This is a genomic window from Nonomuraea sp. KM90 (assembly GCF_052246675.1).
Taxonomy (GTDB): domain Bacteria; phylum Actinomycetota; class Actinomycetes; order Streptosporangiales; family Streptosporangiaceae; genus Nonomuraea.
Window position 1 is genome coordinate 1 of the sequence record NZ_JBQQCB010000082.1, and the last position, 11,972, is coordinate 11,972.

Here is an 11,972-nt window from a genome sequence, read left to right on the forward strand (position 1 = left end):
ACGTCGGGCTGCTCGTGGCCGAGCACCTGATCAGGGCCGGGGCCGACCGGCTCGTGCTGACCAGCCGGGGCGGCGTGCCCGACGACGAGGGCGACCCCCGGCACCGGGCCGTGCGCCGGTTGCGCGAGCTGGGTGCCGAGGTGCTGACCCCGCGGGTGGACGTCACCGACGCCGCCGCCATGCGTACGGTGCTGGCCGGCGCGCTCGCCGGTCACCCGCTCGGCGGCGTGGTCCATGCGGCCGCCGAGACCTCCCCCGGCACCTTCCTCCCGCTGCGCGACCTCGACGAGGCCGCCGTCGCCAGGCACTTCGCCGCCAAGGTGACCGGCGCCCTGGTGCTGGAGCAGGTGCTCGCCGACCTCGAGGCCGTGCCGGACTTCTGCGTCCTGTTCTCCTCCACCTCGGCCCTCCTCGGCGGCATCACGTTCGCCTCCTACGCCGCGGCCAACGCCGCGCTCACCGCGCTCGCCCACCGCCACCCGGGCTGGGTGGCCGCGAACTGGGACACCTGGTCGGTCACCCTCGACCGGATCGAGGGCGGCCTGGGCGCCGCGATGGCCGCGCACGCCATGTCGGCCGACGAGGCGCTGGCGGCCTTCGACCGGCTGCTGGCCGACCCCCGTCCCTCCCTGGTGGTGGCGGCGGGCGGCCTGGACGACCGGCTGCCCAGGAAGGTGCCCGTCACGGCGCCCGCGTCCGGCGACCGGTTTCCGCGTCCCGAGCTTCCCCAGCCCTACACCCCGCCGCTCAACCAGGCCGAGCGCGACCTGGCCGCGCTGTGGTCGGAGGTGCTCGGCGTGGAGCCGGTCGGCACTCGCGACAACTTCTTCGATCTCGGCGGCAACTCGCTGGTGGCGCTCCAGATGCTGGCGCTGGTGAAGCAGCGGTTCGGCGTCGCGGTTCCGACCGTGGTGCTGTTCGAGGCGCCGACCGTGCACACGCTGGCCGCCGTCCTCGACGAACGCTCCACGCCCCGGCCCGCACCCGCCCGCGCCGCCGAGCGGTCCGCACCCGCCCGCGTCACCGGGCGGTCCGCGCCACCGGACCCCGTCACGGGTCAGCCGGCCTCCGGCCTCGCTGAGGTGCGCGAGGACGACCGGCGCATCGCGATCGTCGGCATGGCGGGGCGCTTCCCCGGCGCCCCCGACGTGGAGACGTTCTGGCGGAACCTGCGCGACGGCGTCGAGTCCATCAGCTTCTTCTCCGAGGAGGAGCTGATCGCCGCCGGCGTGGACCCCGAGCAGGTCAAGGACCCGGCGTACGTGCCCGCCCGCCCGGTGCTGGACGACATCGGCGGCTTCGACGCGGCCTTCTTCGGCATGAGCCCGCGCATGGCCGCGATCACCGACCCGCAGCAGCGGGCCTTCCTCGAGGTCTGCTGGGAGGCGCTGGAGCAGGCCGGGTACGCCGCTCCGGAGCACCGCGGCCGGGTCGGCGTGTTCGGCGGCGCCAACATCAGCACCTACCTGCTCCGGCTGACCGGTGAGCTGCTCGGCGGCGGGCAGCAGGAGTTCAGCGACTTCGAGGTCATCATGGGCAACGACAAGGATGCCCTGACCACGACCGTCTCCTACCTCTTCGACCTGTACGGCCCCAGCGTCGCCGTCCAGACGTTCTGCTCCACGTCCCTGGTCGCCGCCCACCTGGCGGTGCAGAGCCTGCGCGCCGGTGAGTGCGAGCTGGCCCTGGCGGGCGGCGTCTCCATCCGCGTGCCCGACCGGGTGGGCCACCTGTTCGGCCCCGGCGGCCAGGAGTCGCCCGACGGGCACGTACGCACCTTCGACGCCCAGGCCAGGGGCAGCATGTTCGGCGACGGCGCGGCCGTCGTCCTGCTCAAGCGGCTGTCCGACGCGGTCCGCGACGGCGACCACATCTGGTCCGTGATCCGCGGATCGGCCATGAACAACGACGGCGCGCTCAAGGTCGGCTACACCGCCCCCAGCATCGTCGGGCAGGCCAGGGTGATCGCCGACGCGATGTCCGACGCCGGCGTCACCGGCGACGACATCAGCTACATCGAGGCGCACGGCACCGCCACCGAGCTGGGCGACCCCATCGAGGTGGCCGCCCTGACCCGCGCCTTCGGCCCCACCGACGACACGGGGTACTGCCCCATCGGCTCGGTCAAGACCAACGTCGGGCACCTGGACCGGGCGGCGGGGGCCAGCGGGCTGATCAAGACCTCGATCGCGCTGCGCGAGGCCGTGATCCCGCCCAGCCTCCACTACACCAGCCCCAACCCGGAGATCGACTTCGAGAACGGCCCGTTCTACGTGAACACCGAGCTGTCACCCTGGCGCACCCGGGACGACCGTCCCCGCATCGCGGGGATCAACTCCCTCGGCATGGGCGGCACCAACGTCCACATGGTGGTCGAGCAGCCGCCCGCCAAGCAGCCGGCCGAGCCTGCCGCGCACCGCCACCACGTCCTGCCCGTCTCCGCCCGCAACTCCGCCCCCGCCGACGAGGCGTGCGACCGGCTCGGCCGGCACCTGGCCGCCGAGCCGGGCACCCGGCTGGCCGACGTGGCGTACACGCTGCAGGTCGGGCGCAAGACGTTCGAGCACCGGCGGGCCCTGGTCGCCGCCGAGCACGGGGCCGCCGCGCGGGCGCTGAGCGGCGGCGGGGGGCTGCTGGGACGGGTCGATACCGTCCAGGGCCGCCAGGTCGCCTTCCTCTTCCACGGCGTCGGCGAGCAGTACCCCGGCCTGGCCGGCGAGCTGCACCGGCACGAACCGGCCTTCCGCGCCGCGCTGGACGAATGCCTGACCCTGCTCGCGGATCTCGGCGTGGACGGCGCCGGTGGCGTGGACCTGGGCGACCTGCTCACCGGCGAGCGCGGCGGCGGCGCTGACCTGGCCGCCCTGCTCGGCCGCGCCCGCGCCGGCAACGGCAACGGCAACGGCAACGGCAACGGAAACGGCAACGGCGACGCCGGTAACGGAAACGGCGACGCCGGTAACGGTGACGGGCGGGCCGCCGCGCTCGAACGCACCGAAGTGGTGCAGCCCGCGCTGTTCGCCGTGGAGTACGCCCTCGCCCGCACCCTGATCTCCTGGGGCATCCAGCCGCGGATCATGCTCGGCTACAGCCTCGGCGAGTACGTCGCCGCCACCCTGGCGGGCGTGCTGTCCCTCAAGGACGCCCTCGCCCTGGTCACCCACCGGGCCAGGCTCATCGCCGGGCTGCCCGCCGGGTCGATGCTCGCGGTGTCGCTGCCCGCCGACCGGCTGCGCCGCCGCTTCCGCCTGGACGAGCGCGGCCTCGACCTCGCCGCCGTCAACGGCCCGCAGGTCACCGTGGTCGCCGGGCCGAGCGAGGCCGTCACGCGGCTGGCCGGCGAGCTGCGGGCGGCCGAGATCCCGTGCCGCCCGCTGGAGACCACCCACGCCTTCCACTCCCGGATGCTGGAGCCGCTGAGCGACGAGCTGACCCGGTGGGTCGAGGCCAACGTGGAGCTGAACCCGCCCGCCCTGCCGTACATCTCGAACCTGACCGGCGAGATCGCCGGCGCGGAGCTGGTGTGCGACCCCGGCTACTGGGCCAGGCACATGTGCGGGACCGTCCGATTCGCGGACGGGATCGACACGCTGCTGGCCGACCCCCAGCTGGCCGTGGCGGAGATCGGGCCGGGACAGTCACTCGGCGCCCTGGTACGCGGCGCGGGCTGCCCGCCCGAGCGCTGGCCGCTGATCACCCACACGCTGCCCGCCGCGAGCGACCCCAGGCCCGGCGACCTGACGCTCGCCGACTGCGTGGCCCGGCTCTGGCTGTGCGGCGTCACCCTCGACTGGGACGCCTACCACGGCAGGCCCCACCACGACGAGCCGCGCGACGGCGGGGTGTGGCGGGCCGATCCCGCCGCGTTCCCCGGCCGGATCCCGCTGCCCACCTATCCCTTCCAGCGGCAGCACCACTGGATCGACCCCCCGGCCCGCCGCCCCGGCGAGCTCCTGGCGGCCGAGCCGGACAACCTCTTCGACGCCATCACGAGCCTGCCCAAACTCCCCGAGGACCGCTGGCTCCACCTGCCCGTGTGGCGGCAGAGCGCGCCCCCCGCGCCCGCCGACCCGCAGCCGGGCTCGTGGCTGGTCTTCACCCGGGACGGCCTCGCCGACGCCGCCGCGGACCTGCTGCGCGCCACCGGCGCCCCCGTCACCCTGGTACGCCCCGGCGACGCCTACACCGCCACCCCCGACGGCCACACGGTCAGACCCGGCAACCCGGCCGACCTGCGAGCCCTGCTCCGCGACCTGCGCACCGCCGGCCGCCCCCTGGACCGCGTCGTCCACCTGTGGACCCTGGAGCCGGGGACCGACACCACCGCCCACGGCCTGCACACCCTCGTCGCACTCGCCAGGGCGGCGGGCGAGTCGGGGATCGGCGAGTGGTCCCTCGACGTGGCCGTCTCCGGCACCCAGGAGGTCATCGGGGCCGAGCTCACCCACCCCGAGGGCGCCACCCTGACCGGCCCCTGCCTGGTGATCCCGCTGGAGTACCCCGGCGTGACCACCCGCCTGGTCGACCTGCCGGGCGACCCGTCCACGTCCGACCTGGCCGCGCTCGTCGCCGAGCTGGCCCGCCCGCAGACCGACCGCACGGTGGCCCTGCGCCGCGGCCGCCGCTGGCTGCCCGGCTACGAGCAGATGCCGGCCGGCCCGCAGGCCGCGCCCCTCCGCGACGGCGGCGTCTACCTGATCACCGGCGGCCTCGGCGGCATCGCCCTCGGCCTGGCCGAGCACCTGGCCCGCGACTTCCGCGCCAAGCTGGTGCTGCTGGCCAGGAACGGCCTGCCGCCCCGGGAACGCTGGGCGGGCATCCTGGCGGGGGACGCGGCCGACGAGACCACCAGGAGGCGCGTCGCCCAGGTCTCGGGCCTGATCGACCTCGGCGCCGAGGTCGAGATCGTCACCGGTGACGTGGCGCGCGCCGAGGACGTCCGCCGCGCCGTGGACGTCGCCCTGACCCGCTTCGGCGCGCTGCACGGCGTGCTGCACGCGGCGGGCGTGCCCGGCATGGGCCTGATGCAGTTCAAGCGGCCCGAGGAGCTGGACGAGGTGCTGGCCCCCAAGGTCGCCGGCACGCTGGCGATCGCCGAGGCGCTCGGGATCGGCGGTCCCGGCGAGATCGAGCTGGACTTCCTCGTCCTGTTCTCCTCCATCACCTCGGCCACCGGCGGCGGCCCCGGCCAGGTGGACTACTGCGCCGCCAACGCCTTCCTGGACGGCTACGCCTGCAAGCTGGCCGCCACCGGCCGCCGCGTGCTGGCCGTCGACTGGGGCGAGTGGACCTGGAACGCCTGGGAGGCCGGGCTGGCCGGGTACGAGGAGGCGCTGCGCGACTTCTTCAAGCAGAACCGGGCCCGGGTCGGCATCGACTTCGCCGGCGGCTGGCGCTCGCTGCTGCGGGCCCTGGCCACCGGCGAGCCGCGCGTCGTGATCTCCACCCAGGACTACCCCACGCTGGTACGCGGCAGCGCCCGGTTCACCCTGGAGGCCGTCACCTCCCCGGCCGTGGGCGGCGCGGCCACCGAGCTGCACCCCAGGCCGGAGCTGGTCACCTCCTACCAGGAGCCCACCGGCCCCACCGAGGAGGCCATCGCCGCGATCTGGCGCGAGTCGCTGCGGCTCGACCGGATCGGCGCCCTGGACAACTTCTTCGAGCTGGGCGGGAACTCGCTGCTCGGCGTGGCCATCGTCGCCTCGGTGCGCCGCGCCTTCGACCTCGACGAGCTGCCGCCGCACATCCTCTACGAGGCGCCCACCGTGGCCGCGCTGAGCCAGACCGTCGAAGCCCTCACCTCGGGGACGGCGCCGGTCACGGAGCCCGACGGCGGCAGCCAGGTACGCGCCCAGCTGCGCCGTTCGGGCCTGGAGGCCTCGGCCTCCCGCAGGCGCGCGGCAGCCGCTGCAACCGCACCAACGAGAAACCGATGAAGGAGAACCACCATGAGCGGAACGGAGCGGACATGACCGTGATCGGAGTGATCGGCGCCGGTGTCATGGGCGTCGGCGTCGCGCAGAACCTCGCCCAGACCGGGCACGACGTGGTGCTGATCGACAAGGACGAGAAGACCCTGGGCGAGGCGCTGGGGATCATCGCCCGCAACACCAGGATGAGCCGCCTCATGGGCGGCCCCGCCCTGGACCCGGACGAGGTGCTGGCCAGGATCACCACCGCGGTGGGCGCGGCGGGCGCGGCCAAGTGCGACGTCGTCATCGAGAACGTGACCGAGGACTGGGGCGTCAAGCGGGAGGTGTACGAGACGCTCGACCTCTCATGCGGCCCCGACACCGTGTTCGTGGTCAACACCTCCGCCATCCCCATCACCAAGGTCGCGGCCGTCACCGGGCGGCCCGACAAGGTGATCGGCGTGCACTTCATGAACCCGGTGCCCGCCAAGCCGGCCGTGGAGCTGATCCCCGGCTTCCACACCTCGGCCGAGACGGTCCAGCGCACCAAGGACCTGCTGACCGCCATGGGGAAGAAGGCCATCGACGTCAAGGACTCCTGCGGCTTCGTCTCCAACCGGGTCCTGATGCTCACCGTCAACGAGGCCGCGTACCTCGTCCACGAGGGCGTGGCCGACGCCGAGTCGGTCGACGAGGTCTTCAGGAGCTGCTTCGGCCACCCGATGGGGCCGCTGGAGACCGCCGACCTGATCGGCGTGGACACGATCCTCTACAGCGTGGAGGTGCTCTACGAGCACTACGCCGACAGCAAGTACCGCCCGTGCCCGCTGCTGAAGCAGATGACCGACGCCGGGCTGCACGGCCGCAAGTCCGGCCGTGGCTTCTACACCTACGCAACGAACTGAATGGAGTCATAGAACATGTCGCACACCACCACTGAGCAGATCCTCGACTTCGTCCGCGGCAGGTACCCCCAGGCGGAGATCGACGAGACGCAGGACATCTTCGCGCTGGGCTTCGTCAACTCGCTGTTCGCCATGGAGCTGGTGATGTTCGTGGAGAAGACGTTCGGCGTCACCATCCCGAACGAGGAGCTGCGCATCGACAACTTCCGCACCGCCAGTTCCATGGCCGAGCTCGTGGTCCGGCTCTCGCCGACCCTGGCCGTCGCGTGACGCTCACCGCACCGGCTCCGGCCCAGGTCGTCGACAGGCGCTCGGCGCGGGCGTTCGTCGACACCCACGTGGTGCCGTACGCGGACGACTACGACAGGAGCGGCCGTGTCCCCGAGGACCTGCTGCGGCAGGTGGCCGCGGCGGGTCTGTGGGCGCCGTTCCTGCCCCCGGAGTCGGGCGGGGCCGGGATGGACCTGGTCACGCTCGGCGAGGTGCACGAGGAGGTGGGCCGCGGCTGCTCCTCGCTGCGCAGCCTGCTCACCGTGCACACCATGGTCTCCTGGACGCTGCAGCGGTGGGGCACCCCCGAGCAGCGTGCGAGGTGGGCCCCAGGGCTGGTCGCCGGGGACGTGCTCGGCGCGTTCTGCCTGTCCGAGCCGGGTGCCGGCAGCGACACCTCGGGGATCACCACGGCCGCAGTCGAGGTCGGCGACGGCTGGATGCTCAACGGGGTCAAGAAGTGGACCACGGGCGGTCAGCGGGCGGACCTGTTCCTGGTGTTCGCCCGTACCGGCGGCAGCATCGGCGCGTTCCTCGTGCCGAGGGACGCGCCCGGCGTGCACGTCACGCCGATCGACGACATGCTGGGCACCCGCGCCTCCATGCTGGCCGAGATCACCTTCAGCGACGTCGAGCTCGGCCCGGACGCGCTGCTCGGGCCGAGCGGCTTCACGGCGGGCATGGTGCTGACCGGCACCCTGGACCTCGGCCGGTACAGCGTGGCCGCCGGCTCGATCGGCATCCTCCAGGCGTGCCTGGAGGCGTCGGTCTCCTACGCCGCCCAGCGGCGGGTCGGCGGCCGGCCGCTTTCGGAGCTGCCGCTGATCCAGGCCAAGCTCTCCGACATGGTCACCGACACCCGGGCGGCCCGGCTGCTGCTGGCCGAGGCCGGACGGCTGAAGGACGCGGGGGAGTCGGGCACGATCATGGCGACCTGGATCGCGAAGTACTTCGCCTCCACCGCCGCGGTCCGGCACGCCGCCGAGGCCGTGCAGATCCACGGCGCCAACGGGTGCAGCCCCGACTACCCCGTGGGGCGGTTCTACCGGGACGCCAAGGTCATGGAGATCATCGAGGGCAGCAACGAGATCCAGCGCATCACCATCGCAGGCCAGGCAGAGCGGGAGATGACGAGATGAGCGTGACCACCGAGCGCCAGGACTCCGGCCTCGCCCCGGCGCCGGAGAAACCGCGGCGGGGCCGCGTCAAGTGCATCGTGTGGGACCTGGACAACACCCTGTGGAACGGGGTGCTGCTGGAGGACGGCGAGGTCACCGTACGGCCGGCCGTCGTCGAGAGCATCCGCGACCTCGACCGCAAGGGCGTCCTGCACTCGATCGCGAGCAAGAACGACCACGAGACGGCGATGGCCAAGCTGACCGAGCTCGGGCTCGCGGACCTGTTCCTGTATCCGCAGATCAACTGGAACGCCAAGTCCGACTCCATCAAGAACATCGCCAAGGCGCTCAACCTCGGCATGGACGCCTTCGCGTTCGTCGACGACCAGGAGTTCGAGCGCGCCGAGGTGACGCACGAGCTGCCCGAGGTGATCTGCGTCGACGTCCTGGAGCTGGACGAGGCGCTGGCCAGGCCCGAGTTCCGGCCCCGGTTCGTCACCGACGAGTCGGCGCGGCGGCGCGAGATGTACCAGGGCCAGCTCGCCAGGGACGAGCTGGAGGGCACCTTCGTCGGCACCAACGAGGAGTTCCTCGCCGGCCTGGAGATGGCCTTCACCATCGCCCCGGCCCGCCGCGAGGACCTGCAGCGGGCCGAGGAGCTGACCGTCCGCACCAACCAGCTCAACTCCACCGGGCGCACCTACTCCTACGAGGAGCTGGACGCCCTGCGCGAGTCCCCCGACCACCTGCTGCTGGTCGCCTCGCTCACCGACAGGTTCGGCAGTTACGGCAAGATCGGGCTGGCCCTGGTCGAGAAGCGGCAGGACGTCTGGTGGCTGCGCATGATGCTCATGTCGTGCCGGGTGATGTCGCGCGGCGTCGGCATGGTGATGCTCAACCACATCCTGCGCGAGGCCGCGCAGGCCGGTGCGGCGGTGCGGGCCGACTTCGTGGAGACCGGCCGCAACCGGATGATGCAGGTGACCTACGCCTTCGCCGGTTTCCGCGAGGTGAGCAGGGAGGGTGCCCAGGTGGTGCTGGAGGCCGACCTGAGCCAGGTGCAGCCGCCGCCCCCGTACGTCCGGTTGGAGATCGAGCGATGACCGTCGCCGTCAGTGACGACGTGCTGTCGCGGTGGCTGCCGTTCCGCGCCCTCACCGGCGCGGAGCCCGGCGCGCTGCCGCTGTACTGCCTGCCGCACGCGGGCGGCGCCGCCTCGGCGTTCCGCATGTGGCAGGGCAAGCTGCCCGGCGTGGCCGTGCAGCCGGTGCAGCCGCCGGGCCGGGAGTCCAGGCACCGGGAGCCGCCGTACGAACGCATGCCGCGGCTGGCCTCCGACCTGGCCGACGCCGTGCTCGCGGACGTGGAGACGTCCGCGGCCGGCCGCAGGTACGCCATGTACGGCCACAGCCTCGGCGCGCTCGTCGCGTTCGAGGTGGTCCGCGAGGTCAGGCGGCGCGGCGGCCCCCAGCCCGTGCACCTGTTCGTCTCCGGCTCCGACGCCCCGCACGTCACCTACGAGGACGGGCCCATGGTCCGGAAGATGAACCGGGACGAGGTGGTGGAGCTGCTGCGCAGGCTGGGCGGCACGCCCGAGTGGCTGCTGGCCGACCCGGAGGCGCTGGAGATGATCCTGCCCGCCGTACGGGCCGACTTCACCGTCAAGGAAACCTACCTCTACCAGGACGAGCCCCCGCTCGACCTGCCGATCTCGGCGCTGCCCAGCAGGTCCGACCCGCGCGTCACGCTCGCGAAGGCGGACGGGTGGCGGGAGCAGACCAGCGGGAACTTCGCGCGGCACCTGTTCGACGGGGGCCACTTCGCCGTCTTCGAGCAGGCGCCGCGCACCCACCGGATCGTGGCGGAGGCGCTGCGGCCGTGGGTGTGAAGCCGCCCGGGACCGTGCGGGTCTGGCGGGTGCACCTGGACCGGCCCGAGCGGCCGGGCTGGTGGAGCTGCCTGTCCGACGCCGAGCGGGAGCGGGCGCGGGCCCTGGCAGGCCCGCTCGACCGGAGCCGTTACGTGGTGGCGCACGCCGCCCTGCGCTCCGTGCTCGGGCGGGCCTGCGGCATGCCCGCCGGGCAGCTCCGCCTCACCACCGACCCGTCGGGCCGCCCCTGCCTGGACCTGGGCGAGGGGCGGCCCGCGCCCGACTTCAACCTGTCGCACTCCGACGCCTGGGCCCTGGTCGCGGTCGCTCCCGAGGGGACGCGGGTGGGCGTGGACGTCGAGCGCGTCCGCGCCGACCTCGACCACCTGGCGCTGGCCCGGCACCTGTACCAGCCGGAGGAGGTGGCCCGGCTGCTCGCCGCCGGCCCCGGCGCGGACCTGGCGGAGTACTTCCGCCTGTGGACCGCCAAGGAGGCGTTCGTGAAGGCCACCGGCGCGGGCCTGGGCGGCCTCCGCGACGTCCTGGTCCGCGTACGCGAAGACGCCGGCGTACGCGAAGACGCCGGCGCACGCGAAGACGCCGACGCACGGGAAGGCGTCCGCGCAGGCGAAGAGGTCCGCGCACGCGGAGGGAGCGCGACCTCCGTCCGGTCGCGCTCCCTCCGTGGTCCCGTCCGCTGGCTCGACGTCGCCCCCGGCTACGCCGCCGCGGTGGTCACGATCGCTTCGACACCGGCACCACGTACCGGCTGAACACCAGGTCCCGCAGGACGTCGTCGCCGCCCTCCACGATCGACACGTACCGCATGTCGCGCAGCAGCTTGCCGATGACCATCTCGTGCGTGTAGCCGATCCCGCCGAACATCTCCGACGCCGTCGAGGCGATCTGCCAGCCCGTCTGCCCGCAGAACATCTTCGTGGTCAGCGCCTGCTTCAGCGTGCCCACGCGCAGGAACTCCTCGCCGGCGTCCGGCCGCGCCGCGATCTCGTCGTACGCCCGCGCCGCCGCCAGGCACTGGTTGGCCATCACCTCGATCTGCATCTCGAACTGGCCCAGCCGGCCGGCGAAGACCGAGTTGGCCGTCAGCGGCGCCCCCTTGACCGACTTGGACTTGGCGTACTCCATGCACACGTCACGCACGCGCCGGGCGATGCCCAGCGCGGTCGTGGCGATGAGGACGCGGCTGGCGTTCAGCCCCACCTCCAGCAGGCGCAGGCCGTTGCCGCGCAGCACGTTCCCGGCCGGGACGCGCACGCCGGACAGGGAGACCTGGTAGGTCGCCGACGAGCGCAGCCCGATGACGTCCCACCGCTTCTCCACCGTGACGCCCGGCGTGTCGCGCGGCACCAGGACGGCCAGGTACCCCGACGAGTCCTCCTGGGCGCGCGCGATCACGACGATGAAGCGGGCGAAGCCGGTGTTGGTGGAGAACGCCTTCTGACCGTCGAGCACCACCGTGTCGCCCTCGCGCCGCGCCGTGGTGGTGATCCTGGCCAGCTCGCTGCCGGCCGCGTGCTCGCTGCCCAGCGTGGAGCAGAAGGCGTTCTCGGCCACGAGCGGGCCGAGGTGGCGCTCCTTCAGCTCCTCGCTCCCGTACCAGGAGACCATGCTCGTCGCCAGCACGGGGATGAACAGCGTGAACGCCGCGCCGGCGTCGGCGTAGGCCAGCTCGGCCGTGATGCGCACGCTCTCCTCCAGCCCCATGCCGAGGCCGCCGAACTCCTTGGGCATCCACCAGTTCGCCAGGCCGGTGTCGGCGAAGCGCCGGTAGAGCGGGAGCGGCGCCTCGGCCAGCGAGTCCAGGTACGGCTCCTTGCCCAGCAGCTCGCGCCGGGCGAAGCCCTGCACGGTCCGCAGGTACTCGGGCTGCTTCATG

General features: G+C 73.2%; 8 protein-coding genes. 7 read left to right on the plus strand and 1 reads right to left on the minus strand.

Annotation, left to right across the window (positions count from 1 at the left end; genetic code table 11):
- The first annotated feature begins 14 nt into the window (after positions 1–14).
- From ACTWPW_RS44725 to ACTWPW_RS44755, 7 genes are all read left to right on the plus strand, one after another.
- Entirely contained in the window at positions 15–5,936 is a 5,922-nt protein-coding gene (locus ACTWPW_RS44725) for a KR domain-containing protein (RefSeq protein WP_443172293.1), read from the plus strand.
- Between the two features lie 32 nt (positions 5,937–5,968).
- On the plus strand, positions 5,969–6,817 hold the full coding sequence (locus tag ACTWPW_RS44730) for a 3-hydroxyacyl-CoA dehydrogenase family protein (RefSeq protein ID WP_443172294.1): 849 nt from the start codon (positions 5,969–5,971) through the stop codon (positions 6,815–6,817).
- Between the two features lie 123 nt (positions 6,818–6,940).
- Positions 6,941–7,087 (plus strand): hypothetical protein, encoded by a 147-nt coding sequence (locus tag ACTWPW_RS44735; protein ID WP_443172311.1) that lies wholly within the window; start codon positions 6,941–6,943, stop codon positions 7,085–7,087.
- Entirely contained in the window at positions 7,084–8,226 is a 1,143-nt protein-coding gene (locus tag ACTWPW_RS44740) for an acyl-CoA dehydrogenase family protein (RefSeq protein WP_443172295.1), read from the plus strand. Before ACTWPW_RS44735 ends, ACTWPW_RS44740 begins: the two co-directional genes overlap by 4 nt.
- Entirely contained in the window at positions 8,223–9,308 is a 1,086-nt protein-coding gene (locus ACTWPW_RS44745) for an HAD-IIIC family phosphatase (RefSeq protein WP_375108843.1), read from the plus strand. The genes ACTWPW_RS44740 and ACTWPW_RS44745 overlap by 4 nt, the downstream gene beginning before the upstream one ends.
- Positions 9,305–10,093: a thioesterase II family protein gene (locus ACTWPW_RS44750; protein WP_375108842.1), complete on the plus strand. Its 789-nt coding sequence runs from the start codon at positions 9,305–9,307 to the stop codon at positions 10,091–10,093. The genes ACTWPW_RS44745 and ACTWPW_RS44750 overlap by 4 nt, the downstream gene beginning before the upstream one ends.
- Positions 10,084–10,848: a 4'-phosphopantetheinyl transferase family protein gene (locus ACTWPW_RS44755; RefSeq protein ID WP_375108841.1), complete on the plus strand. Its 765-nt coding sequence runs from the start codon at positions 10,084–10,086 to the stop codon at positions 10,846–10,848. Before ACTWPW_RS44750 ends, ACTWPW_RS44755 begins: the two co-directional genes overlap by 10 nt.
- Here ACTWPW_RS44755 and ACTWPW_RS44760 read toward each other — a convergent pair.
- Positions 10,811–11,971 carry an acyl-CoA dehydrogenase family protein gene (locus ACTWPW_RS44760; protein WP_375108840.1) on the minus strand — a complete coding sequence of 387 codons (1,161 nt, stop codon included), beginning with the start codon at positions 11,969–11,971 and terminating at the stop codon, positions 10,811–10,813. The genes ACTWPW_RS44755 and ACTWPW_RS44760 overlap by 38 nt on opposite strands.
- Position 11,972 lies beyond the last annotated feature (1 nt).

What these genes read in the sequence shown, in the direction of transcription:
- ACTWPW_RS44730 (WP_443172294.1), top strand. Translation starts at nt 5,969, where the DNA reads ATGACCGTGATCGGAGTGATCGGCGCCGGTGTCATGGGCGTCGGCGTC.
- ACTWPW_RS44760 (WP_375108840.1), bottom strand. Translation starts at nt 11,971, where the DNA reads ATGAAGCAGCCCGAGTACCTGCGGACCGTGCAGGGCTTCGCCCGGCGC.
- ACTWPW_RS44750 (WP_375108842.1), top strand. Translation starts at nt 9,305, where the DNA reads ATGACCGTCGCCGTCAGTGACGACGTGCTGTCGCGGTGGCTGCCGTTC.
- ACTWPW_RS44745 (WP_375108843.1), top strand. Translation starts at nt 8,223, where the DNA reads ATGAGCGTGACCACCGAGCGCCAGGACTCCGGCCTCGCCCCGGCGCCG.